Source organism: Macrococcus sp. GL_134, from assembly GCF_057834705.1.
On sequence record NZ_CM174409.1, the window covers coordinates 1011747 to 1037814 of the forward strand.

A 26068-nucleotide genomic window follows, 5' to 3' on the forward strand; every position below is an offset into this window, starting at 1 on the left:
ATTATGAAGAAATATATTGTTTTACTTATGTTAACCTGGATACTCACTGCCTGCGGCCATCAAGGTATCGAACCAAAAAGCAGTTACGGCAATACAGTTGGAGAGTTTGAAGCAACGGATGAAGAGGGTAAGCCATTCACTAATAAAGATTTAAAAGGGAAAGTCTGGGTTGCAGACTTTATGTTTACGAACTGTAAAACGGTCTGTCCACCGATGACTTATAATATGAGTACAGTCGTAGATGAACTCGAGAAGCAGAACATCAAAGATTATGGCATTCTTAGTTTCAGTGTCGATCCGAAGCGTGATCAACCAGAGATTATGAAACAGTACGTTGAAAAATATGATTCTGATACCTCCCACTGGAAGCTGGTTACAAACTATGATGAAACGTTCATTCGTCAATTTGCTGAAGAAAGTTTTAAAACCATTGTAGTACCGCCGACAAAAACGAATGATCAAGCGACACATGGTACTTCTTTTTATTTGATTGACCAAAATGGAACGGTGATCAAAGATTATATTGGTAAAGATACAGGCGATCAGAAGTTTCCAAAAGAGGACATTGTTAAAGATGTTAAAAAGCTGGTCAAAGAAGGACCCTATGAAAAATAAAAAAATTCATCCCATATTAATCATGGGATGAATTTTTTTAAATATTTTTACTGCGAAGTAAGTCACGAATTTCAGTAAGTAATGCTGTATTTTCTTCGACTGTTTCCTCTGTTGGCTGTGCTTTAGTCAATTTGTTAAGTAATTTGACGAATAAGAAGATGGCTCCGGCAACGATTAAGAAGTCGATGATTGATTGAATGAAGACACCATATTTAACTCCTTTGTAAGCCCACTCAGAAGCGAAATCTGTATTGCCGAAAATCAATGCGATTAAAGGCATAATCACACTTTCAACTAAAGCTGAGACAATTTTACCAAATGCAGCACCGATAACGACTGCTACTGCTAGTTCAAGGACGTTACCTTTAATAGCGAACTCTTTAAATTCTTGCCATAATGACATGTATAGTCACCTCCCGTTTATATAGCTTACAATAAAAATCAATTTTATAAAAGGGGGTTTTTAACTTTTTTCACTTTTTTAATAGTTTTGAATGGGGGTGATAAAATGGTTCGTTTGCTATTAAAGAGGATATACGTTATAGTAGAAACTGTTTTTTATAAAATTTTGAAAGGAGTTTTTTGATGAAAAATGAATCAAAAGTTACAAATGTATTTTACATTTCCTTAGTCATTGTGATGCTGACGGTATTGCTCGGCGCATTTTTCCCTGAAGGATTTGAAGAGATCACAGGAAATATAAATGCATGGATCACTGCTGATTTTGGCTGGTATTATGTCATTTTGTCCACTGTCATGGTTTTCTTCTGTTTGTTTTTAATTGTAAGTCCCATCGGAAAATTAAAGCTGGGTAAGCCGGGAGATAAGCCTGAGTTCAATACCATTTCGTGGTTCGCTATGTTATTTAGTGCAGGTATGGGTATCGGGCTCGTATTCTGGGGAGCTGCAGAACCCCTCAGCCATTTTATGTCACCGCCGACAGCTGAACCCGAAACAAATGCAGCTTTCAAAGAAGCGATGCGTTCAACATTTTTCCACTGGGGTTTTCATGCATGGGCAATCTATGGGGTTGTCGCACTAGCATTAGCTTATTTTCAATTTAGAAAAGGTGAACCAGGATTATTGTCACGTACACTAAGACCGATTTTTGGTAACAAAGTAGAAGGTTGGTTCGGAATTATCATTGATGTACTTGCAGTATTTGCGACTGTAGTAGGGGTTGCAGTATCCTTAGGGATGGGTGCTCAGCAGATCAATGGTGGGTTGCATTATCTTTTCGATGTACCAAACACATTCTGGGTTAAAGTGATTATCGTTATCGTTGTGACCATATTATTCCTGATGAGTGCATGGACCGGTTTATCAAAAGGGATTCAATATTTAAGTAATGCAAATATTGTCATTGCTGCGATATTACTGTTTGGAGTATTGTTCTTAGGTCCGACAGTGTTGATTTTAAATATGTTCTCAACTTCTATCGGCACCCTGCTTCAAACTTTTCTTTCTTCTAGTTTTGAGGTAGCACCACTCAATGAACAGAAAAAAGAATGGATGTCTTCATGGACGCTTTATTACTGGGGCTGGTGGATTAGCTGGAGTCCATTCGTTGGAGTCTTTATTGCCCGCGTTTCTAAAGGACGTACCATTCGTGAGTTTTTAATGGGTGTATTACTTGTGCCCGCGATGGTCAGTTTCTTCTGGTTCAGCGTCTTTGGTACAACAGCCATTGAAATATTTAAGAAAGTACCGGTTATCGGTGATTTAGCAGTAGAACTAAAGTTGTTTGCTGTCTTCCAGGAAATGCCGATGGGATTCGGGTTATCATTAATTGCTCTGGCATTGATTGCAACATTCTTCATCACTTCAGCTGACTCTGCTACCTTTGTATTAGGGATGTTGTCTACACACGGCTCATTAGAACCTTCAAACAGAATCAAAATCATCTGGGGTATTGCACAATCATTGATTGCACTTGTTCTGATTTATGCAGGTGGATTGAATGCATTACAAAGTGCCGCTATCATCGTTGCATTTCCATTTTCATTGGTCCTCATCATGATGATGTTTTCATTGTATAAAGAGGGTAATAGAGAACGGATGCGAATCGGCCTGACATTAAAACCAGATAAACGATTCAGAAAGCCGGTACAACATAAACAAGATTAATTTGAAAGCCGTAGACAAGATGTCTGCGGCTTTTTTTGTATTGCATTATAACATGATAGTTGTAAAATATAGAAAGCTAGGGGGATTATAATAAAACGTAGAAAATCAAACCCATACTTCATTATTTTATCTTCATTTCTAATAGTTTTACTGTGCGGGACAATGATGCTCTATTTACCTGTGTCACAGCTTAAGCCGACTAGTTTTATTGATTGCTTCTTTCTTGCCACGAGTGCATTCACTGTGACAGGGCTTTCTCCGGTAGATATTACAGAGCAGTTTAATTACTTTGGTTTGACCATATTACTGATTCTAATTCAAATAGGTGGTTTAGGACTAGTCACTTTAGCAATGATCATCTTTATTATGATTGGCAAAAAAGTTGGTATCAAAAATAGATTTCTTGCAAGTGAGGCATTAAATCAAGGAAGCATGGGCGGTATTTTGCGTCTCGTCATGTATTTATTATTCGTCAGTCTCACTATTGAATTATGTGGTACTTTATTTCTTGCCATGGAATGGATACCGGAATTTGGCATCATTAATGGATTGTACCGCAGTTTCTTTACCGCTGTAAGTGCATTTAATAATGCTGGATTTGCTCTTCATAGTGATAACTTAATAGGTTATCGGACTAATCCTGTTATCAATTTCGTCATTACGACATTGATTCTATTAGGAGGAATTGGATTTACGGTTTTGCTGGATCTTTATAATAAGAATGCTTTTCATAGATTACGCGTACATACAAAGTTGATGCTGATTGGAACAATAATGATTAATATGGTGGGGACAGTCGTTATATTTCTATTGGAGATGGACAATCCTTTAACGTTAGGTTCATATGCCTGGTATGAACAGCTTCAAATGGCTTACTTTCAGACTGTTACGACAAGGACTGCTGGATTTAATACGATTGATATAGGATCAATGAACACCAGTTCCATATTAGTGATAATGTTAATGATGTTTATAGGCGGTGGTTCTACATCTACTGCTGGAGGAATTAAGCTGACTACTGCAGCTGTCATCTTGTTCGGAACCATTAGTTTTATCAAACAACAAGAACAAATCAATATATTCAAACGGGCCGTTGATTTCAAGTTTTTGCTGCGCAGCTTTGCTATAGTTGTATTAAGTTCTACGTTTATTTTCTTAATCACATTTCTATTAGTACTTGTAGAGCCGAAAATTCCTTTTTTACAGCTATTTTTTGAGACGGTATCTGCTTTTGGAACAGTAGGATTGACCATGGGAATTACAGATGATTTATCTATTGCCGGTAAGTTATTAATTATAGTGATGATGATGATTGGCAAAATCGGTGTTTTGACAATTGTATTTACTTTCTCAAGACCGAGAAAGCAAGTTTATTATTATCCGAAAGAAGATATTTTGACTGGATAACCAATGGTAGAGTATGTGATAAGTTAAACTTATGACAAAGTATTTGAATTTTGAAATTTGATAACATTTACTTCTCGTTTCAATTTGATTAAAATAAAGAAGTAAAGGACTAATTAAATAGGGGGAACGAGAATGAATTCAAATCTTCAGAATGCTTCTAAGCAGACATTCGAATTGAATGGTAAAACATACACTTTTTACAGCTTGAAATCTTTAGAAGAAGCTGGCTTAGGTGAAATCAGCAAATTACCGTATTCAATCCGCGTACTGCTTGAATCTGTATTAAGACAATTTGATGGCCGTATCATCACAGAGGAACACATTAAACATCTTGTGAAATGGGGCAAAAAGAACGATGCTAACGCTGAAGTTCCTTTTAAACCATCTCGAGTTATCCTGCAGGATTTCACTGGGGTACCAGCTGTTGTAGACTTAGCTTCACTGCGTAAAGCAATGGATGATGTCGGCGGCGACGTGACAAAAATTAACCCTGAAGTGCCAGTGGACTTAGTCATTGATCACTCAGTACAAGTTGATGCTTACGGTAACGAAACAGCGTTACAGCGCAACGTTGAACTTGAATTTGCAAGGAATAAAGAGCGCTACCAGTTCTTAAACTGGGCAACGAAAGCCTTTGACAATTACCGGGCAGTCCCACCTGCAACAGGTATCGTCCACCAGGTCAACCTTGAGTATTTAGCAAACGTTGTTCATGTAAGAGAATTTGACGGCGAAAACGTTGCATTCCCTGATACTCTAGTGGGTACAGACTCACATACAACAATGATCAATGGTATTGGTGTTCTTGGCTGGGGAGTCGGTGGTATCGAAGCCGAAGCAGGTATGCTTGGACAGCCATCTTACTTCCCGATTCCAGAAGTTGTCGGAGTTAAACTGACGAATGAATTACCTGAAGGTGCTACTGCGACTGACTTAGCACTGCGTGTCACGCAGGAGCTTCGCAAAAAAGGGGTAGTCGGTAAATTTGTCGAATTCTTCGGACCAGGTGTTGTTAATTTACCGCTTGCTGACCGTGCGACAATAGCTAACATGGCTCCTGAATACGGTGCGACTTGTGGTTTCTTCCCAGTAGACGAAGAAGCGCTTGATTATATGCGCTTAACAGGTCGTGATGAAGAACATATTCAAGTAGTCAAAGAATACTTAGTGAACAACAACATGTTCTTCACTGTTGACCAACCTGAACCTACTTATACTGATATCGTTAAGCTTGATTTATCTACAGTTGAAGCATCTCTTGCGGGTCCTAAACGTCCACAGGATCTAATTCCACTCAGCAAAATGCAGAAAGAATTTGTTAAATCTGTTACTGCACCTGCTGGTAACCAAGGGCACGGACTAGATAAATCTGAGTTTGATAAAAAATCAGTGATTAACTTCAATGATGGTCATAACGGTTTAATGTCTACAGGAGACATCGCTATTGCGGCGATCACTTCTTGTACAAATACATCAAATCCATATGTGATGCTCGGGGCAGGACTTGTCGCAAGAAATGCTGTTAAATTAGGTTTGAAAGTACCAGAGTTCGTTAAGACATCACTGGCTCCAGGTTCAAAAGTTGTCACAGGCTATCTTGAGCAGGCGGGCTTACAACAATATTTGGATCAATTAGGATTTAATCTTGTTGGATACGGCTGTACGACATGTATCGGTAACTCAGGTCCATTGTTACCTGAAATCGAGGAGGCTATCTCACGCGATGATCTGCTTGTCACATCAGTATTATCTGGTAACCGTAACTTTGAAGGACGTATTCATCCACTTGTTAAAGCCAACTACTTAGCATCTCCTCAGCTGGTCGTTGCTTATGCGTTAGCAGGTACAGTCAACATTGACTTACAAAAAGATTCACTAGGTAAAGGTGCTGACGGTCAGGACGTCTACTTGAAAGATATCTGGCCATCTATTGAAGAAGTTAAAGAGGTAGTTAAATCTGTTGTCACTCCTGACTTATTCCGTAAAGAATACGAATCAGTATTCGATTCAAACGAATTATGGAATCAAATTGAATCAACTGACCAACCACTGTATGACTTTGATTCTTCTTCTACTTACATTCAGAATCCGACGTTCTTTGAAGGACTGACTCCTGAACCAGGTAAAATTGAAGGATTAAACGGTCTACGTGTTATGGGTAAATTCGGAGATTCCGTAACAACTGACCATATTTCACCAGCAGGTGCTATCGGTAAAGATACTCCAGCAGGTAAATACTTGATCGATAATGGCGTAGAAATCCGAGATTTCAACTCATATGGATCACGTCGTGGTAATCACGAAGTCATGATGCGTGGTACATTCGCTAACATCCGTATTAAAAACCAGATTGCTCCTGGAACAGAAGGCGGTTTCACAACGTACTGGCCGACCGGAGAAGTAATGCCGATCTTTGATGCATGTATGAAATATCAACAAGATGGCACAGGACTAGTAGTACTTGCCGGCAACGATTATGGTATGGGTTCGTCTCGTGACTGGGCTGCTAAAGGAACAAACCTTTTAGGTGTTAAAACTGTTATCGCTCAGAGCTATGAACGTATTCACCGTTCTAACTTAGTAATGATGGGTGTTTTACCGCTTCAATTCCTGAAAGGAGATTCAGCTGAATCTCTTGGACTGACAGGTAAAGAAACATTCTCAGTGGATATTGCTGAAGGTGTTAAACCGCGTGATAATGTCAAAGTCACTGCAGTAAAAGAAGACGGTTCAACGGTTCAGTTTGAAGCACTTGCGCGTTTCGATTCAGAAGTTGAGATTGATTACTACCGTCACGGTGGTATTCTACGTATGGTATTGCGTGACAAATTAGCTCAATAATCATACGTATTGAAACCGATTACATATGTAGTCGGTTTTTATTGTGTCTGATATAATGACTATAAGGAGTGTGACTATGTATACAACAGAAATTGAAATTCCAGTCAGATATGCAGAAACAGATAAAATGGGTGTGGTATATCATGCCAATTATTTAATCTGGTTTGAAGTGGCTAGAACAGATTTTATTGAACAAGCAGGCTTCAGCTATGCTGAAATGGAAGAAGCAGGAATTATTTCTCCAGTAATTGATGTGCAGTTATCTTATAAAAATTCTGTGACTTATCCAGAAAAAGTGACTATAGTGACTTGGATAGAATCGTACTCAAAATTGAAAACTGTATATGCCTATAAAGTCGTAAAAGAAGACGGTTCAATTGCAGCAACAGGAACGACGACTCACATTTTAATGAAACGCGGGTCAACAAGACCTATTAGACTTGATCGGCATTTTCCGGAATGGCATGAACGCTACTTAGCACTGTATAACTAAAAAGAAGCATAACCTTAACGGTTATGCTTCTTTTTACTTGCTGATGGAATAAATAATCTCGTCGTTCTCAGCAGTCACAGTGAGTTCATGGTCTTCAAAATACCATAAATCTTTTTCATCGACATAGTAAGTCAAGCCGTCCTGGGTTTCAGAGTAACCTTCAAGGTCTACTGTATCGACTGTAAAAGCTGGGCTGAAACCTTGTTTAAGTTCGACATCCCCGCCATAACGCACATAAAATCTCAGCGCCTTATCGTGCGGAATATCCAGTTCTTCTTTGAACCATGCAACTGCTTTGTCATCTAAAGTAATTTTCATTGTACACCTCACATCCAGGAAATTTTAGGCTCTTCCTTATTGATTATACGTATGATATTTGACCAATGTCTAATAATAACAATCAGCATGATGACAAAAGATATGACAATGAGAATCCAGTCAATGAAAACAATCGATAAAACAAAGTTAACGATACTTGCAATGATGCTTGCAAGAGATACATATTTGAACAGATAGAGGATGAGGAAAAAGGTAATGGTAACAGCGATGAAGAGCAGCGGGTTGACTCCCATAATGACTCCGGCAGATGTTGCTACTGCTTTTCCACCTTTAAATTTCAAGAATACGGGATAGACATGTCCTAAAATGGCGAAAAGACCAATAATAACCCCATGAATATCGATATTAAAATAGATGGGTAAAAAGACAACTATAAAGCCTTTTAAAATATCCAGTATCATCACTATAATTCCAGCTTTTTTACCTAAAATACGAAACGTGTTAGTTGTTCCAAGGTTTCCGCTGCCATACTTTCTAATATCTTTATTGTAAAATACTTTTCCGATAATGAGACCTGAAGGAAAACAACCGATCAAATAAGCAAGCAGGAACATTAAAATGATTGTCATATAGCCTTGCACTCCTTTAATAGCTGGTACTAATAGTTTACCATAAAAACATTTACGAAAGAAATCTTAATGAGTATACACCAAATCATCTCAAATATTAATTGAAAACGCTTTATTAATTATGTTTTAAATATTCAGATAATATGTCATAATGTTAATGAATAGTGATTCATTTTTAAGGGGGAATAATATGTCTAAAGTAACATCGGATCTGAATGAAGTGCTCGCTGCTCTTGAAGACGGTATGACTATAGTAGTCGGAGGATTCGGGCTGTGTGGTATACCAGAGAAAGCCATTGAAGTGATTAAAGAAAAAGGGACAGCTGATTTAACGGTAGTGAGTAATAACTGCGGCGTAGATGACTTTGGTCTCGGAATCTTGTTACAAGAACGTCAAGTCAAAAAAATGATCAGTTCCTATGTAGGAGAAAATAAAACATTTGAGCGTCAATATTTAAGCGGCGAGCTTGAAGTTGAGCTCGTGCCTCAAGGAACTCTTGCAGAACGGCTGCGTGCTGGTGGTGCCGGTATTCCTGGATTTTACACAAGAACTGGTGTAGGGACGCCTATAGCAGAAGGTAAGGAAGTCAAGTCTTTTGATGGTACTGATTATATACTTGAGCACGGGATTACTGGCGATTATGGATTGGTCAAAGCATGGAAAGCAGACAAGCTTGGCAATCTGGTCTACCGTAAAACAGCACGAAACTTTAATCCGCTTTGTGCGGCCGCAGGAAAAGTGACCATTGCTGAAGTTGAAGAAATTGTAGAGGTAGGGGAACTGGATCCTGATGAAATTCATACACCAGGCATTTATGTACAACATGTCTATCTCGGTGAAGATTACGAAAAACGCATAGAGCGTCGCGTGCTGAAGGAGGACAAATAATGGCAGACCGTCAACTGATTATTATGAGAGCCGCTAAGGAAATAAAAAGCAACATGTATATCAATCTAGGTATCGGCCTTCCCACTCTTGTTGCTAATGAAGCCAACGATGAAGTGGAAAATGTGTTCTATCAATCTGAAAATGGTCTGCTGGGCATCGGCGCATATCCTACGTCAGATGAAGTGGATGCAGATTTGATCAATGCCGGCAAAGAAACAGTGACTGCTGCTAAAGGTGCAGCATTCTTTGATTCTGCCGAAAGTTTTGGAATGATTAGAGGAGGGCATATTGATCTAGCTATTCTTGGAGGTATGGAAGTATCGAGTAAAGGCGACCTTGCGAACTGGATGATACCCGGTAAAATGGTCAAAGGCATGGGTGGTGCAATGGATTTAGTCAATGGAGCTAAAGAAGTCATAGTCATTATGGAACATGTCAATAAACATGGCGAGTCTAAAATCAAGGAAGAATGTTCACTGCCACTCACAGGTCGAGGCGTTGTTAACAAATTGATTACAGATCTTGCTGTCTTTGAATTTAATCATGGGAAAATGACGTTAATAGAGCTTCTAGGTGATGCGACGCTGGAAGAAGTAACCGAGAAGACAGAAGCTGCTTTTGAATCAGCACTCTAATTATGAAGGGCAATAAAATTTTAAGGCTAACTCTCAGCATAGAGGGTTAGCCTTAAAATTTTATAATCATATTATGTAAACTATAATTTACTTGATTTTTTCACTAAAGTATATAAAAATAAGTATTGTGAATAAAATGACGAACATATGTTTGCGGGAGGAAGTAATTTGGCTAAAACGACACAGTATAATGACGAATCCATCCAGGTATTAGAAGGTTTAGAAGCCGTAAGAAAACGTCCTGGTATGTATATCGGTTCAACAGATAGCCGCGGGCTGCACCATTTAGTCTATGAGATTCTCGATAATTCTATCGATGAAGCATTGAATGGACATGGTTCAGAGATTCATGTGGTGTTAAATAAAGATGGCAGTGTAACTGTACAGGATAATGGACGCGGGATGCCGACTGGGTTGCATAAGACAGGAAAACCAACACCGGAAGTTATCTTTACTGTACTGCACGCTGGTGGAAAATTTGGTCAGGGCGGCTACAAAACGAGTGGCGGGCTGCACGGCGTAGGTGCTTCGGTTGTCAATGCACTCAGTGAGTGGCTTGAAGTTACGATTTATAACAACGGAAAAATCTTTGAACAGCGTTTTGAAGATGGGGGTGTTCCTGTTACAACACTTATCGAAAAAGGCAGTACGAAGCGCACAGGTACGACTGTGACCTTTAAGCCCGATCCAAAAATCTTTAAGACGACAACGACTTATAATTATAATACACTTGCTGAACGGCTGAGAGAATCTGCTTTCCTGCTTAAAGATCTGAAGATTACATTGACTGACAAACGTGCAGATCCTGCTGTAGAAGAAGTCTTTCATTTCGAGGAAGGCTTAAAGGCATTTGTGTCTTTTGTTAATGAAGGAAAAGATGTGCTGCACGAAGTGGCATTATTTTCAGGGCAGTCCAATGGCATAGAGGCAGAAATTGCCTTTCAATATAATGATCAGTATTCAGAAACCATCTTGTCATTCGTCAATAACGTTCGTACGAAAGACGGCGGCACACATGAAGTAGGTATGAAAACAGCAGTGACACGTGTGTTCAATGAATATGCGAGAAAAATCAATGAACTGAAGCAGAAAGATAAAAATTTAGATGGAAACGATATCCGAGAAGGAATGACCGCAATCATTTCTGTTAAAATTCCTGAAGAACTGCTGCAGTTTGAAGGTCAGACGAAATCCAAACTGGGAACAAGTGAAGCGAGAAGTGCTGTAGATAACATTATCAGTGAGCAGCTGCCTTACTTCCTTGGAGAAAATGGGCAGCTTTCTCAAACATTAGTGAAAAAAGCTGTCAAAGCATCACAGGCCCGTGAAGCAGCCCGTAAAGCGCGGGAGGAAGCACGTAACGGCAAAAAGAACAAACGGAAGGAAACACTGCTGTCCGGCAAGCTGACACCAGCACAGAGCAAGAACACAGAGAAGAACGAACTGTATTTAGTGGAGGGTGATTCTGCCGGCGGTTCTGCAAAACTTGGGCGTGACCGTAAATTTCAGGCGATATTACCACTGCGCGGAAAGGTCATCAATACTGAAAAAGCGAAGCTTGAGGACATTTTCAAAAATGAAGAAATCAATACGATTATTCATACGATCGGAGCAGGGGTCGGTAATGATTTCATATTGAAAGACAGCAACTATAAGAAAGTTATCATTATGACAGATGCAGATACAGATGGTGCTCATATTCAAGTGCTGCTCTTGACATTCTTCTTTAAATATATGAGACCTCTGCTTGAGGACGGTAGAGTGTATATTGCGTTACCTCCGCTCTACAAAGTATCTAAAGGTAGAGGTAAGAACGAAGTGATTGAATATGCATGGACAGATGAAGAACTAAAAGATGTTCAGAAGAAAGTCGGCAAAGGATTTACACTGCAGCGCTATAAAGGTCTCGGTGAAATGAATGCCGATCAATTATGGGACACAACGATGAATCCGGAGACTAGGACGTTAATTCGTGTCCAAATAGATGATGAATTACGCAGTGCTAAGCGCGTCACGACATTGATGGGTGACAAAGTAGAACCTAGACGTGACTGGATTGAACGCCATGTAGAGTTCGGTATGCATGAAGATGCAAGTATTCTAGAAAATGATGAAGTGGCACTGCTTGAGGAACAACCTGATGTAGAAGAAATTCATGATGTGACGATTGGAGATGAAGCATAATGGCAGAACAAATACAGACACTACCTCTAGAAGATGTCATAGGCGATCGTTTCGGCCGTTATAGTAAGTATATTATTCAAGATAGAGCACTGCCTGATGTTCGAGATGGATTGAAGCCCGTACAGCGCCGTATATTATTTGCGATGCATCAGGACGGTAATATATTTGACCGGAATTTCAGAAAGAGTGCTAAAACAGTCGGTAATGTGATCGGTAATTATCATCCTCACGGCGATACTTCTGTATACGATGCTATGGTGCGGATGAGCCAGGACTGGAAGCTGCGTCATGTGTTAATTGAAATGCATGGTAACAACGGGAGTATCGACAATGATCCACCGGCTGCAATGCGTTATACAGAAGCCAAGTTGTCGAAGCTCGCCAGTGTTCTGCTTGAGGATATTCAGCATGATACCGTTGATTTTATCCAGAACTTTGATGATACAGTGATGGAACCAATGGTGCTTCCTGCTAAATATCCGAATCTTCTGGTCAATGGCTCTACAGGTATATCGGCAGGGTATGCAACAGATATACCGACGCACAATCTAGGTGAAGTGATTGATGCAGCACTTGCAGTCATCGATAAACCCTCTATCTCTGTAGATGAACTGATGACTTTGATGCCCGGACCAGATTTTCCGACAGGTGGTATTATTCAAGGGCGTGCCGGTATTAAACAGGCGTATGAGACGGGTAAAGGGAAAGCAGTCGTTCGAGGTAAAGTGGATTTTGAAAAATTGCGCGGCGGCAGAACTGAGATTGTGATTACTGAGATCCCGTACGAAGTTAACAAAAGTACTTTAGTGAAACGAATAGATGAGCTGAGAGCTGATAAAAAAGTTGAGGGAATCATCGAAGTTCGTGATGAAACAGATAGAGATGGTCTCCGGATTGCCATTGAACTTAAAAAGGATGCGAATGCAGAAGGTATTTTGAATTTCCTGTACAAGAATACAGATCTACAGATTACTTATAACTTCAATATGGTTGCTATAAGTGATAGAAGACCGAAATTATTAGGAATCAAAGAGATACTTTCCAGCTATATCAGCCATCAACAGGAAGTGGTTACGCGACGCAGCGCGTACGAACTTCGGCAGGCGAAGAAACGCATGCATATCGTCGAAGGTTTGATCAAGGCTTTGTCCATTATGGAAGAAGTCATCGAGACGATACGCGCGTCCAAAAACAAGCAGGATGCCAAAGAAAATCTAGTTGCTCGTTTTGATTTCACGAACGAACAGGCTGAAGCTATTGTAATGCTGCAGTTGTACCGTCTGACGAACACTGATATTGTCGCGCTTGAAGAAGAACATCAGGAACTGAGCAATAAGCTCAAACAACTTAATGAGATCCTTGATAATCCTAAAAAGTTAATGCAGGTGATCAAAAAGGAACTGAAAGACGTCAAAAAAGCATACGCTAATGACCGCCTCAGCAAAATTGAAGAAGAAGTTTCTGAAATTAAAATATCTAAAGATATTATTGTACCGAGTGAAGAAGCGATCGTCAGCTTGACGCGGGAAGGTTATATTAAACGTACTTCACCTCGCAGCTTTGGGGCGAGCGGACTCGATGAAATCGGACTGAAGGAAGGTGACTTCCTGCTTGAACATGTGACTACAAATTTACAGCATGTCGCTCTTGTCTTCACATCACTTGGCAACTACTTATATATACCAGTTGTCAATCTGCCGGATTACAAGTGGAAGGAGCTGGGTATTCATATTTCTCAGCTGGTGCCCCTTAAAGAAAACGAGCGCGTCGTCCAGTTGATTTCAGTAGCTGATTTTAAGCAGGATATGTCAATTATGACAGCGACTAAAAACGGTATGATCAAGAAGACAAAGCTTGCTGAATTTAATACGAAGCGGTTCTCAAGACCGATCGTGTCTATGAAGCTGAAAGCAGATGATGAAGTCATCCAAGTAGTTGCTGTGACAGGTGATGAAGAGGTTCTAGTGATTACAACTCAAGGGATGGCGCTTCGCTACGCCTTGACAGAAGTTTCTGATACAGGTATTAAAGCGGCTGGGGTGAAATCCATTAATCTGAAAGCTGATGATACAGTTGTGACGACACAATTACTTTATCCCGATAACAGCATTGTCATTGCAACACAGCGTGGATCATTGAAGCGCATGAAGCTCGAGACAGTGGAAATAAGTAAACGTGCGAACCGAGGTGTGGTTGTACTGAAAGATATTAAATCAAACCCACATCGAGTTATTGGTGCAGCAGTCACTGATAATGATAAACATTATGTCCTGCTGTCTGAAACAGGGGCAGTTGAAAGAGGGACAGTGAAGAGCATCAGATGGACTGAACGGTATACGAATGGCAGTTTTGTCGTTGATACAGCTGATTTCGGAACGCCTGAAGCGCTGTTAGTTGTAGAGTCATAATAAAAAAATATGAATCTTTATCCTCCCTTGTATGATAAAATACTGAAGTAAGTATTTTTTTACACGGGAGGATTTTTATTTGAATTTCGATGATATTAACTTTGATGCTTTAATACCTGAATGGTTCAAAACAGTAGTTTCAACAGGTAATGATCTTATCTGGACCCAGTTTTTAATCGGGTTACTGTTATTAGCAGGATTATTTTTCAGCTTAAGTTCTAGATTTGTTCAGCTGAGATGGCTGCCTGAGATGTTCCGAGTGATTGGTGAGCAGCCGGAAACGTTAGAAGATGGTAAGAAAGGAATTTCTTCTTTCCAGGCATTTGCTATTAGTGCGGCCAGCCGTGTAGGAACAGGTAACATTGCCGGCGTAGCAACTGCTATCGTCCTCGGCGGTCCAGGAGCGGTGTTCTGGATGTGGGTCATTGCCTTTTTTGGTGCGGCCAGTGCCTTTTTCGAAGCAACATTAGCGCAAGTCTATAAAGTAAAGGATGAACAAGGCGGCTTCCGCGGCGGCCCTGCTTATTATATGGAGCAGGGACTAGGACAGAAGTGGCTGGGCACAACATTTGCTGTGTTGATTACTGTGACATTTGCCTTTGTATTCAACACAGTGCAGTCAAACACGATTGCGGAGAGTTTAAATACACAGTATGAAACTCCTTCATGGTTGACTGGTCTGATTCTTGCGGTCATTACAGCGATTGTTATTTTCGGTGGCGTGCGCTGGATTGCTAATGTTTCTTCTGCTATAGTACCGATTATGGCGATTTTCTATATTTTAATCGTATTATTTGTTTTAGTGATGCATATCGGAGATGTCATTCCGATGATTGTTAGTATCTTCAAAGGCGCGTTCGGTCTTGAACCAGCATTTGGCGGTGCATTAGGCTTCACAATTATGCAGGGGATTAAACGGGGTCTGTTCTCAAATGAGGCAGGTATGGGGTCAGCACCGAACGCTGCAGCTACTGCTGCTGTGACACATCCGGTCAAACAAGGTTTGATTCAGTCACTGGGAGTATTCTTCGACACAATGCTTGTCTGTACAGCAACAGCGATTATGATTCTTCTATACTCAGGTCTTGAGTTCGGCGAAGACAAAGTACAGGGTGTCGCAGTGACACAGGCTGCATTGAATAATCACGTCGGTTCCTTCGGCGGTATATTCTTGACGATTGCTGTCTTTTTGTTTGCTTATTCTTCTGTCATTGGTAACTATTACTACGGTCAATCCAATGTCGAATATTTGACTAAAAACAAAGTCGTTATGACCATTTTTAGAGCACTTGTTGTCATCATGGTATTTTTAGGAGCCGTCATTAAAGTAGAGACCGTATGGGCAACAGCGGATTTATTTATGGGTCTGATGGCAATCCTGAATATTACTGCTATTATCGGGCTGGCACATGTAGTCTTTGAAGTAGCCAAAGATTATGCTGCTCAAAGAAAACGTGGCTTAAATCCTGTATTCAGAAAATCGAACATCACCACAGATTTATCTAATGTCGAGACGTGGGATGATGAGTTCCAAAGTACACCATATGTAAAAAAATAACGGAAATCCTTTATGGATTTCCGTTTTCTATTATGCGGTCAATGATTTAAAGAAATTGACAATAGCATTGAAGAAGGACTGAACAGCTGAGGTGAATTTTTCCCATACGCCTTGTTCTTCAAGAGAGTCCTTTAAATTTTTTCCTGCATCTTTAGCTTTATCAGCTGCCTTTTTAAAAGCATCTGAATTTTTAATGTCGTTTACGTACTGAGTGGCGCTGTCGACAAATTTATCAGCATTCGTACCAGTGAATACTCCTTGATTTTGTGCATTGTTGATGAAGTTAACAATGAGATTGATCTGATTGTTGTTGAGTACGCTGTTTAATCCATTGTTATTGATTTTTTCAATGACAACATTTCTAATCTCGTCTGTTGACAGTTTGCCGTCCTGCTGTGCAACTTCTGCTTTAGCTTCTGCCACAGCTTTATTTAATTGTTCTTGTGAATAATCATCTTTATTCTCATTTTCTTCGTTAATGGTTGTGATAGTATCCAGTTCTTCCTGTGCTGCTTGCGTCTGTTTCTGGTCTATCGGCTCGCCTTGTGCTTCAAACGCTTTGTATACGCCTGCCAGTGCGCTTTCGCCAGTCACATCTTCGGCTGCGGCGATTTTAACATCAGCATCTGTTACACCAGCTGTCAGCAGTGCATTTTTATAAGTATCTTCGCTGATTTTTGTAATTTGTCCTTTAGACTCATCAATGGTGAGCGTTAATCCAGATCCTTTGCTTAATTTCTTAATACGGATGCTTGATTTTAATACGTCGTTTGAAGATTGAAGATTTAAGTACTTGTTTAAATCTTCAGCATATACATAAGTCGTTTTATCTGACGCTTTTGTGCCGAGCAGCTGCATCGTTGTATTTTGCAGCTCGGCATTTGATTCAAGAGCTGCCCCGTAAACTGTGACTGCTTCTTCCCATGCTTCCTCTGTGACAGCACTGACTGGTCGAGCGAACAGCAGAGCCGTTACGATCACTGTGATGAACGTGAGTAATCCATATTTTATAATATTCATTCGAACATTCCTTTCTTGTTTAATTGCTTATATTTGATATATTTATATTAAATATAAGTCTTAATTAGATTATATCATGCACTCAGAAATCTGACATAGGGCTTAAGAATGAGGGAATGTATGGGAGAATATATTATCGAGAAAGCATTGAACAATAATGTTCTCATCGCCAATTATTACGATGAAGAAGTGATATTGATCGGCAAAGGTATTGGTTTCGGAAAAAAACATGGTCAGCTGATCGAAACAGACAAAATTGAAAAAATTTATGAGCTCAAAGGTTATCATGAACAAGAGCGCTATAAAACACTGATTGAAATGACTGATGACAGGGTCATTAAAACAGTCATTGAAATTGTAGATACTATAAAAGAAAGAGCATATGGTGAAGTCAGTGATTCCATATTATTATCGTTGACTGATCATATTATATTTGCGCTGAAACGATTGGAAGATGGAATTGTTATTTCCAATCCTTTTATCAAGGAGACCGAAGCGTTATATCCTCAGGAATTTGACATCGCTTCAAAAGCTGTTGATATGCTTAACGAAAAACTTGATGTGCATTTTCCACACACAGAAATTGGATTTATAGCACTTCATATTCATTCTTCGATCAACAACCATACGATGCGGGAAATGAATATGATGACAGAGGTTATTGCTAAGGCCGTTCAAATTATCGAACACGATCTGAAAATTCAGGTCGACAAAGATTCACTGATTTATGCCCGTTTTGTCCGCCATATCAGTTTTGCTGTCCAGCGGGTCATGGTCAATGACCGTGCCCCTGAGCAAAGAAATTTAGAAAAACTATTGAAACTTCAATATCCTGCATGTTACAATATTGCTGTTAAGATAGTAAAAATGATGCAGCAGCAGTTGAATAGACCGGTCTATGAATCAGAACTTGTTTATTTAACGATGCATATACAGCAGTTTAATACTGAAGTCGAAGACGTGTAACTGATATGCAGGCATGAGTTGACGACTGGTACAAGGGACCAGTCTATACTCATGCTTTTTTTGTATCATTTTTCACTTAAACAAAAAAGGAGGAATACATATGTTAAAATCATCATTCGGGCAGTTGCAGCGTATTGGTAAAGCATTGATGCTTCCAGTAGCGATTCTGCCAGCCGCAGGTATTCTGCTGGCATTTGGTAATGCGATGCATAATGAGCAGTTAATGCAGTATGCACCGTGGTTAGATAGTCAATTCTTTGTCATGTTGTCAGGTATTATGGAGTCAGCCGGGCAAGTCATATTTGACAATCTGCCGTTGTTATTTGCGATAGGGACTGCGCTTGGTCTAGCCGGAGGAGATGGTGTTGCAGGACTTGCAGCATTAGTCGGTTACTTAATTATGAATGCCACAATGGGTAAGTTCTTAGGAATCACTATTGATGACATCTTCAGCTATGCAGATGGTGCTGATACTCTTGGTCAAGCCGCTAAAGATCCAGGGAATGCTTTAGTGCTTGGTATTCCTACGTTGCAGACTGGTGTCTTCGGTGGTATCATCATGGGGGCCATTGCTGCCTGGTGCTACAATAAGTTTTATAACATTACATTACCTGCGTTTTTAGGATTCTTTGCAGGAAAACGATTTGTACCTATCATTACATCGTTAATGGCAATCATCGCAGGTTTCGCCCTTGCTTTGATCTGGCCGACAATTCAGGGTGGACTGAATGGTCTTTCTGAATTTCTATTGAATAAAAACTTAGTATTGACGACATTTATTTTTGGTATTATTGAACGTGCCTTGATTCCTTTCGGTCTTCACCATATTTTCTATGCACCGTTCTGGTTTGAATTTGGCCAGTACACTGATGCTGCAGGCAACTTAGTGCGTGGTGACCAAAAAATCTGGATGTCACAGATGAAAGACGGTGTGCCATTCACTGCAGGGATGTTTACAACAGGTAAATATCCATTCATGATGTTTGGTCTTCCGGCAGCAGCATTTGCTATATACCGTCAGGCGCGTCCTGAACGTAAGAAAGTCGTCGGAGGTTTGATGTTGTCAGCAGCCTTAACGTCATTCCTGACAGGTATCACTGAACCTTTAGAGTTCTCATTCTTATTTGTAGCTCCAATTCTTTATGTCATTCACGTATTTTTAGCGGGAACATCATTCTTGGTTATGCATTTACTTGATGTGAAGATCGGTATGACGTTCTCAGGTGGATTCATCGACTATACATTGTTCGGTCTATTGAACTGGGATCGTTCGAATGCATTATTAGTGATTCCTGTAGGACTTGTTTACGCAGTTGTTTATTACTTCTTATTCTCATTTGCCATCAAGAAATTCAACTTGAAAACACCGGGTCGTGAAGATGAAGAAACAACGACTAAGGCTTCAACTGCGGGAGAGCTTCCATTTGCAGTGTTAGACGCTATGGGTGGGCAGGACAACATCAAACATCTGGATGCTTGTATTACACGACTTCGTGTGGAAGTGAGAGACAAATCCAAAGTAGACACTAATGAACTGAAAGCATTAGGCGCAGCCGGTGTAATGGAAGTCGGTAACAATATGCAGGCTATCTTTGGACCTAAATCAGACCAGATTAAACATGATATGGCGCGTATCATGTCCGGTGAAATTACACGTCCTGATCAAACCATCACATCCGATGATAACGACGATGTGATAATCGAGCAGACAGCAGCTGCACGACGTGATAATGGAGCGACGGCAGGAGTCACTGAAATCTTTGCCCCTATTACAGGAGAAGTAGTCGATATCACTAAAGTACCTGATGAAGTATTTGCAGGCAAAATGATGGGTGAGGGATTTGCTATTATCCCTGAAAGCGGAGAAGTAGTATCTCCATTTGATGGAGTCGTTAAAATGGATTTCCCGACAAAACATGCACTAGGATTAGAATCTGAAGAAGGTGTTGAGATTTTAATTCACTTCGGACTAGAAACAGTCGCATTAAAAGGGCAAGGGTTTGAAGTTCTCGTTAAACCAGGCGATACAATTGTGATTGGACAGCCTTTGTTACGTGTAGATCTTGCCTACATTAGAGCGAATGCTAAGAGCGATATTACGCCGATTGTATTTACTAATTTGAACAATCAGTCATTAGTAGGAACACATTACGGCCATGTCAAGCAAGGCGATAAAATTACAGAAGTTAAATAATGATGCAGCCTCGAATCATCGAGGCTGTTTCTTTTTTTAACAATAAAACAATATAATTTTGTTATGTAAACTAATATATTTATATTAATAAAAAATCTTAGTAAGAAAAAGAGAATACAAGAGCAGAAAAAAACACCACTTATTGTGATGTTTTATCGATATATTGCTGTCTTAACAGCTGTTCTTTAGCATAATTCTCAGGATCTTTCTTGTAATAATCCTGATGATAGTCTTCAGCAGCATAAAATGTTTGGTAAGGTAGTATTTCAGTAACAATAGGCTTGTCAAATGCCGGTTGAATAGCTGCTATATAATTCTCTGCTGCTTCTTTTTGAGCTTCATTGACATAGAAGATGGCCGTACGGTATTGCTGTCCGCGGTCATGAAACTGTCCTTCAGCGTCAGTTGGGTCAATCAACTTAAAGAATATATCAAGCAACTTATCGTATGGAAACAGTGCCTGATCATATTCAATTTCCACTGCTTCGTAATGTCCAGATGTTCCAGTTTTAACTTGTTCGTAAGTAGGATTTTCTACATGTCCACCCATGTAACCACTGATGACGCTCTCAATACCTTCATATTGATCAAACGGTTTGACCATACACCAAAAACAGCCGCCTGCAAAATAAGCTTTATTAATTTTCAAATTTATCACCTTCTTCTTTAATATTTTTATTTTACTACATTCTTTCAGTCATTATGACAGGAATCGCTTGATTTTTAATATTAATTTGTATAAGTTAATTATATTATTGCATATATATGAAAGAGGGTTTGTATGTCAGCTGATCAACGGTACGTACGTAGAAAAAAACATCGTCTAAAAAAATTACCGATTGTCATTCTTGTCTTATTATTATTAGTCGTTGTTATATTTGTCTGGATGAAGTGGAGCTATGATTCAGGACTACAGCTTGCTAAAGAGCATGGTAAATCACAGAAGGACTACACATTTAATGGTCCAATCACTAAAGATGCAAAGAGTAATGTCCTGATTCTCGGTCAAGATAGAGTAGTGGACGGAGCTGCTCGTACTGATTCCATCATGGTCGCTCAATACGATTATTTGAATAAGAAGATGAAAGTTATTTCGATTATGCGTGATATTTACGCTGAAATACCTGGTGGTTATCAAAACTATAAAATTAATACTGCCTATACACTTGGTGGACCAGAACTGCTGAGAAAGACTATTAAGCACAATTTAGGAATTGATCTGGAATACTATGCCATCATTGATTTCAAAGGATTTGAACAGATGGTAGATGAACTGTCTCCTGATGGTTTACCGATTAACGTCGAAAAAGATATGTCAGCAAAGATTGGAGTATCATTAAAAAAAGGGCAGCAGCATTTGTCCGGTAAAGAAGTACTCGGTTATGCGCGCTTCCGTAATGATGAAGAAGGGGACTTCGGCCGAGTGAGACGTCAGCAGCAGGTCATCAAAGCACTTGAGAAAGAAATGGTCTCTATGTCTGCTGTAGTCAAAGCACCGAAACTTGCAGGTATAGCAAGAGGTTATGTTGATACTAATATGACCGATGCTGATATCTTTAAAACAGGTGCCTCGTTTATGATCAGAGGTGATAAGGATATCCAGACAATGATTGTCCCAGTGAAAGACAGCTATCAGATGGTTGATATATATGGTGCAGGAAGTGTACTGGATATTGACAAAGAGATGAATAAAAAAGCCATACAGGACTTCCTAAAAGATTAAAAAAAGAATCATACGGAAAGTGTTTCATTCCGTATGATTCTTTTTTTAGTTTTCGTCAGACTTCAATGTCCCGCCGACCGCATATCGATCTTTCTTTAACTCTTCGATGAATACGCTGATAACTTCTGTCACTTCTTGAACCATAGATTTAAGCTGTTCCTGTGAGCGACCTTCTAATAATTCGATAGTTATAAATGGCATGTTTATACTCCTTTAGTATCATATGGTTTGTAGATTGATGAACCTTTTCCGTCTACCCAGTCCTGCGTAGTGTCTTCTTCCATAAATTCGATGTTAACATCGACGACATGTGGTTCCTGAAGGAGACGAGTCGCAATGTCTTTCTTGATTTCTGCCAATTGTCTTAACGAGTAATCATGGTGCGGCGTTTCAACGATTGCTTCTAAATGAAGATCCACACCTTCTTTAACGACAATCAAACGTTTAATATCAGAAATATATTGATTTTCAAGAATGATACGTGAAGCTTTTAATTCCATTTCATCATCAGATACACCAATGGCACCAGCGGCATTCTCAAGGAATACGCGTGCAACGACATAGAACATCATCAAACCGATAATGACAGAGACAATCCCTTCAATCTGACCAAATCCTGTCAATCGTGAGATAATGATTGCTATTAGTGCAATCACGCCCCCTGATGTAGCTACTGTATCTTCGAGGAATACAAGTTTTGTTGCAGGCTTTGCTTTGTTCATATTTGCAAAGCTTGTTGTTAATGGATGAAGGCCTGTTGTCGGAAGATGTGCTTCTTCGAGTACTTCTTTACCTGCTTTGTAAAGTACGAAGGTTTCCATGATGATACCTATCAATAACACACCAGCATTAATCAAGAAATGATTGAAGTTCTGATCGCCGCTGGAAGGGTGCTGAATGTGATGGATACCTTCTAGAATGGTCTCATATGCTAAAATAGCAACAATGATAACAGCAAACAAACAGACAATATTGACAAGTCGTCCATAACCGAACGGGAATTTTTCATTCGGTGCTTTTCTTGAGACCGCGGAACCTACCCAGACAAAGAGCTGATTGGCAGCATCGCCGAATGAGTGCATCATTTCTGCGAACATAGCAACGTTACCTGTAAATAAATACGCTAAAAATTTCAAACTTCCTAATAAGAAATTGACGATTGCTGCTATAAGAGATGATTTACTCCCTTTTTTTAACAAGTTAAATAATTTCTTCATACCATAACTCCTTTATATATTAGATTTGTTTGTTCTGTTCCCTATTATATGCGAAAATAGTCATAAATAAAATTTTTTTTGGAGGTTAATGATGTTCAAACACTTATTATCATCTATCGGAATCGATGGAATGACTGTCGATACACTGGTTAACCGCACTCAATATGATAGAAATGAGCCGATTGAAGGAGTGATTCATCTTAAACGAGATGATCATCGTGTGAATCGCATCGAACTGACACTGATTGAGAGAATTGCTAATGATGACGATTCAAGTGATTTCGCAACCTTTGATCACATTCTTGAAAAAGTTATTCTCACTGATGATGGCAGTGACCGCATTCCTTTTAAATTTTCTGTTCCTGATCACATTAAATCTCTCGATCATCAGTTTGTTATTGTGACTCAAGCCTTTATTGAAGGTTCCATCGATGCCCACGATGAGGATTACATTCAATTCGTTTAAGGCATGTCAGCCATCTTTTTTTCGGTTTAAAATATAAATCAATCAAAATTAAAACTGAAACGCAGCAATCTTACGGCAGGACGTAAGACATAGACTTGTCACTAATCTGTAAATTAGATACTATTAACAGGCAGACATTATGAGAAAGCAGGGATAGAATGTACCCAGATGTAGAGGCAACAATAAGACAGATTGAACAGCTCGTCAATATTCCAGGACCATCAGGATTTGCCCACCAGACAATCAACTACTGCAGAGAATTACTGCAGTCATTCGGCTATACTGTTATGGATACGAACAAAGGGGGCATCCGGGTAACTGTAGAAGGGAAAGATAACGAGCGACACCGCTTCATGACGGCTCATGTCGATACGTTAGGGGCAATGGTCAAACAAATATTACCGGACGGCCGCCTTCGTATGACGATGATTGGAGGATTCAACTGGAATGCAGTAGAAGGGGAGTACTGTGAAATTCATAGTACGGATAAAGTATTTACTGGCACTATCTGCATGCACGAAACGAGTGTACATGTTTATAGAGGGGCAACCGACATTAAACGAGATGATCAGCATATGGAGGTCAGAATTGATGAAAAGACGACTTCTGCTGAAGAAACATCTGCATTAGGTATCAATGTTGGAGACTTTATTACTTTCAATCCGAGATTCCAAGTGACAGACAGTGGTTTTGTGAAATCACGACATCTAGATGACAAAGCAAGTGCAGCTATGCTACTGGAGTTATTACGCCATCTAAAGCAGGAACAAGTCCAACTGCCGAATACCACGCACTTCTACTTCTCTAACAACGAAGAAATCGGCTACGGCGGTAATTCAAATATCCCGGATGAAGTGATCGAATATATTGCGGTAGATATGGGGGCGCTCGGAGATGGTCAGTCTTCAGATGAATATACAGTGTCTATCTGCGCAAAAGACGGCTCAGGACCTTATCATTATGAACTGCGTCAACAGCTGGTCAAACTATGCCAGTCAAATAACATCAACTATAAAATAGATGTCTATCCTTATTATAGTTCAGATGCAAGTGCGGCTATGCATGCAGGACACGATGTCCGCCACGGACTATTCGGTGCAGGCATCGAGTCGTCTCATGCGATGGAACGGACGCACAAAGAGTCTATCAATCACACTGAACGGCTGATCTATGCCTATGTACTCAGTGAGATGTTTTAACACGGACATTGAGTCCGTGTTTTTTCGTCTTCTATATCAGCTGAAATCAATGGAAGCGAGAAGACCGATGAGTATGCCTGCTGTAAGTGACAGCATCGTCCCTAATAGAATATACTCTGACCGCTTATCGACCTTTTCGGGTATATCATCCGCATGATCCTCCTTCATATCATTGAAGCGCAATATAGATTTACTGGCAATAATCAGACCGATAGCCGTGTATTCTTTCAGCAGAATAAAAATAATGATCAACAGACGCTCCAAGTAACCGATTAACAGCCCGACATGATCAGACTTAGGAAACCGGGTGGCACTCATCTTTATGAGCACCCACTTAATCAACGGACCACTGTATATAAACAAAATGAGGCACAGACTGTACAGAGTCAAATTCATTGAATTCATAGGCTCGCCTCCTGCTTAATGTAATGATGAATTAACTGCTCCATACGTGGTTCAAAGGTCTCATCATAATCTTTCAGTGACTGCTGAATCAGCATAAGCTGACGAGAGCGTCCTTTCTTTAAATGTGTAGAGATAGTAGACACACTTTTACTGCACAGTCGGGCCAGTTCTTTTTGAGTGCTTGTCGTCAGACTGTGTAGATACACTTGTCGTTGAATGTCAGTCTGCATCTGCATAATATCAGTCAAATAATAAAAGAGGATATGATTATAGAGTGAACTGTCGTCAGGTGCCACCAGTTTGAAATCCACTTGGTCATGGGTCTTGATATCGTCAAGTGCAACTCTTGCCCGTTTGATAAGCGGATCGTTCCAATGTTCAAATTGATTGTCCGGCATCACGGCATCTCCGATAGCTATTCCGAATTTTATCGGTTGATTGTTAAAAGGCCATAATAATTTGATATAATAAGCAAGTACAAGTGTGCTGCTAGGTGAATCGCTCACAAAGAATAGTTCATCACCCATGCGGAAATTTACATAGGAGCGGGGAAGAACAGCTGTCCATTCTGTAATATTCTTTTCGAGTTTGATGAGAAAATCACTGATTTCTTCGGTGTTATGATAAGACGTGCTATGCGTTACATCCATAATGAAAATTCCAAGCATTATACCCCTCCTATATTCGTTTAAATAAGCGAATTATCAGAAATTCCTCTATATAAACGAATTATAGCATGTTTTATAGTAAGAGCGAAGTAATAGGTTAATATATGGTGAGACACTCGTGTATAATTAATTAAATCAACCGACT

The 26068-nt window shown here is 39.7% G+C and carries 24 protein-coding genes; 15 read left to right on the forward strand and 9 right to left on the reverse strand.

The genetic code is table 11. The annotated features are described in order from the left end of the window. The first annotated feature begins 3 nt into the window (after window positions 1-3). Complete coding sequence (locus AC3IPL_RS05160; protein WP_489242209.1) at window positions 4-615, forward strand: SCO family protein; 612 nt, start codon at window positions 4-6, stop codon at window positions 613-615. 37 nt (window positions 616-652) lie between these two features. On the opposite strand, the gene mscL is transcribed toward AC3IPL_RS05160, so the two are convergent. Then, window positions 653-1018 carry a large conductance mechanosensitive channel protein MscL gene (gene mscL, locus AC3IPL_RS05165; protein ID WP_489242210.1) on the reverse strand — a complete coding sequence of 122 codons (366 nt, stop codon included), beginning with the start codon at window positions 1016-1018 and terminating at the stop codon, window positions 653-655. Window positions 1019-1200: 182 nt separating this feature from the next. On the opposite strand from mscL, the gene AC3IPL_RS05170 reads away from it, so the two are divergent. The 4 genes from AC3IPL_RS05170 to AC3IPL_RS05185 all read left to right on the forward strand — a co-directional run bounded on the left by AC3IPL_RS05170 (window position 1201) and on the right by AC3IPL_RS05185 (window position 7483). Then, the gene (locus AC3IPL_RS05170) at window positions 1201-2742 is read left to right on the forward strand and encodes a glycine betaine uptake BCCT transporter (protein WP_489242212.1); all 1542 of its coding nucleotides are present in this window, start codon (window positions 1201-1203) and stop codon (window positions 2740-2742) included. A 90-nt stretch (window positions 2743-2832) separates the two neighbouring features. Continuing rightward, window positions 2833-4149, forward strand: a complete 1317-nt coding sequence (locus AC3IPL_RS05175) for a TrkH family potassium uptake protein (RefSeq protein WP_489242278.1) — start codon at window positions 2833-2835, stop codon at window positions 4147-4149. Between the two features lie 132 nt (window positions 4150-4281). Then, window positions 4282-6990, forward strand: coding sequence for an aconitate hydratase AcnA (gene acnA, locus AC3IPL_RS05180; protein WP_489242214.1), 2709 nt, complete (start codon window positions 4282-4284; stop codon window positions 6988-6990). 76 nt (window positions 6991-7066) lie between these two features. Then, window positions 7067-7483 (forward strand): acyl-CoA thioesterase, encoded by a 417-nt coding sequence (locus tag AC3IPL_RS05185; RefSeq protein ID WP_489239503.1) that lies wholly within the window; start codon window positions 7067-7069, stop codon window positions 7481-7483. Window positions 7484-7516: 33 nt separating this feature from the next. Here AC3IPL_RS05185 and AC3IPL_RS05190 read toward each other — a convergent pair whose 3' ends face one another. Beyond that, window positions 7517-7801 (reverse strand): HesB/YadR/YfhF family protein, encoded by a 285-nt coding sequence (locus AC3IPL_RS05190; protein WP_489239505.1) that lies wholly within the window; start codon window positions 7799-7801, stop codon window positions 7517-7519. Window positions 7802-7809: 8 nt separating this feature from the next. Then, on the reverse strand, window positions 7810-8391 hold the full coding sequence (plsY, locus tag AC3IPL_RS05195; RefSeq protein ID WP_489239507.1) for a glycerol-3-phosphate 1-O-acyltransferase PlsY: 582 nt from the start codon (window positions 8389-8391) through the stop codon (window positions 7810-7812). 190 nt (window positions 8392-8581) lie between these two features. On the opposite strand from plsY, the gene AC3IPL_RS05200 reads away from it, so the two are divergent. The 5 genes from AC3IPL_RS05200 to alsT all read left to right on the forward strand — a co-directional run bounded on the left by AC3IPL_RS05200 (window position 8582) and on the right by alsT (window position 16065). Beyond that, a complete protein-coding gene (locus AC3IPL_RS05200; protein WP_489239509.1) occupies window positions 8582-9280 on the forward strand; it encodes a CoA transferase subunit A in 699 nt (232 codons plus the stop codon). Continuing rightward, window positions 9280-9915 carry a 3-oxoacid CoA-transferase subunit B gene (locus AC3IPL_RS05205; protein WP_489239511.1) on the forward strand — a complete coding sequence of 212 codons (636 nt, stop codon included), beginning with the start codon at window positions 9280-9282 and terminating at the stop codon, window positions 9913-9915. The genes AC3IPL_RS05200 and AC3IPL_RS05205 overlap by 1 nt, the downstream gene beginning before the upstream one ends. 168 nt (window positions 9916-10083) lie before the next feature. Next, the gene (gene parE, locus AC3IPL_RS05210) at window positions 10084-12099 is read left to right on the forward strand and encodes a DNA topoisomerase IV subunit B (RefSeq protein WP_489239513.1); all 2016 of its coding nucleotides are present in this window, start codon (window positions 10084-10086) and stop codon (window positions 12097-12099) included. After that, a complete protein-coding gene (parC, locus tag AC3IPL_RS05215) occupies window positions 12099-14507 on the forward strand; it encodes a DNA topoisomerase IV subunit A (protein ID WP_489239515.1) in 2409 nt (802 codons plus the stop codon). The genes parE and parC overlap by 1 nt, the downstream gene beginning before the upstream one ends. Before the next feature lie 79 nt (window positions 14508-14586). Further along, window positions 14587-16065: a glutamine transporter AlsT gene (gene alsT / locus AC3IPL_RS05220; protein WP_489239516.1), complete on the forward strand. Its 1479-nt coding sequence runs from the start codon at window positions 14587-14589 to the stop codon at window positions 16063-16065. 30 nt (window positions 16066-16095) lie between these two features. On the opposite strand, the gene AC3IPL_RS05225 is transcribed toward alsT, so the two are convergent. Next, complete coding sequence (locus AC3IPL_RS05225) at window positions 16096-17085, reverse strand: DUF1002 domain-containing protein (protein WP_489239518.1); 990 nt, start codon at window positions 17083-17085, stop codon at window positions 16096-16098. 120 nt (window positions 17086-17205) lie between these two features. On the opposite strand from AC3IPL_RS05225, the gene glcT reads away from it, so the two are divergent. After that, a complete protein-coding gene (gene glcT, locus AC3IPL_RS05230; protein ID WP_489239520.1) occupies window positions 17206-18051 on the forward strand; it encodes a glucose PTS transporter transcription antiterminator GlcT in 846 nt (281 codons plus the stop codon). Between the two features lie 100 nt (window positions 18052-18151). Then, window positions 18152-20245, forward strand: a complete 2094-nt coding sequence (ptsG, locus tag AC3IPL_RS05235) for a glucose-specific PTS transporter subunit IIBC (protein WP_489239522.1) — start codon at window positions 18152-18154, stop codon at window positions 20243-20245. Between the two features lie 139 nt (window positions 20246-20384). On the opposite strand, the gene msrA is transcribed toward ptsG, so the two are convergent. After that, a complete protein-coding gene (gene msrA, locus AC3IPL_RS05240) occupies window positions 20385-20894 on the reverse strand; it encodes a peptide-methionine (S)-S-oxide reductase MsrA (protein WP_489239524.1) in 510 nt (169 codons plus the stop codon). Window positions 20895-21026: 132 nt separating this feature from the next. Here msrA and AC3IPL_RS05245 point away from each other — a divergent pair, with 132 nt between their 5' ends. Beyond that, window positions 21027-21968, forward strand: a complete 942-nt coding sequence (locus tag AC3IPL_RS05245; RefSeq protein WP_489239526.1) for an LCP family protein — start codon at window positions 21027-21029, stop codon at window positions 21966-21968. Between the two features lie 45 nt (window positions 21969-22013). Here the strand turns inward: AC3IPL_RS05245 and thmT are convergent, their stop codons facing one another. Both thmT and AC3IPL_RS05255 read right to left on the reverse strand, forming a co-directional pair. Beyond that, window positions 22014-22169, reverse strand: a complete 156-nt coding sequence (gene thmT, locus AC3IPL_RS05250; protein ID WP_489239528.1) for a 2-hydroxymuconate tautomerase — start codon at window positions 22167-22169, stop codon at window positions 22014-22016. Window positions 22170-22171: 2 nt separating this feature from the next. Beyond that, window positions 22172-23185 carry a cation diffusion facilitator family transporter gene (locus tag AC3IPL_RS05255; RefSeq protein WP_489239530.1) on the reverse strand — a complete coding sequence of 338 codons (1014 nt, stop codon included), beginning with the start codon at window positions 23183-23185 and terminating at the stop codon, window positions 22172-22174. Window positions 23186-23273: 88 nt separating this feature from the next. On the opposite strand from AC3IPL_RS05255, the gene AC3IPL_RS05260 reads away from it, so the two are divergent. Beyond that, window positions 23274-23651 (forward strand): sporulation protein, encoded by a 378-nt coding sequence (locus AC3IPL_RS05260; protein ID WP_489239532.1) that lies wholly within the window; start codon window positions 23274-23276, stop codon window positions 23649-23651. Between the two features lie 158 nt (window positions 23652-23809). Further along, window positions 23810-24850 (forward strand): M42 family metallopeptidase, encoded by a 1041-nt coding sequence (locus tag AC3IPL_RS05265; protein WP_489239534.1) that lies wholly within the window; start codon window positions 23810-23812, stop codon window positions 24848-24850. A gap of 36 nt (window positions 24851-24886) precedes the next feature. On the opposite strand, the gene AC3IPL_RS05270 is transcribed toward AC3IPL_RS05265, so the two are convergent. Beyond that, window positions 24887-25255: a hypothetical protein gene (locus AC3IPL_RS05270; protein ID WP_489239536.1), complete on the reverse strand. Its 369-nt coding sequence runs from the start codon at window positions 25253-25255 to the stop codon at window positions 24887-24889. Next, window positions 25252-25923: a hypothetical protein gene (locus tag AC3IPL_RS05275; protein ID WP_489239538.1), complete on the reverse strand. Its 672-nt coding sequence runs from the start codon at window positions 25921-25923 to the stop codon at window positions 25252-25254. Before AC3IPL_RS05275 ends, AC3IPL_RS05270 begins: the two co-directional genes overlap by 4 nt. Window positions 25924-26068: the final 145 nt, after the last annotated feature.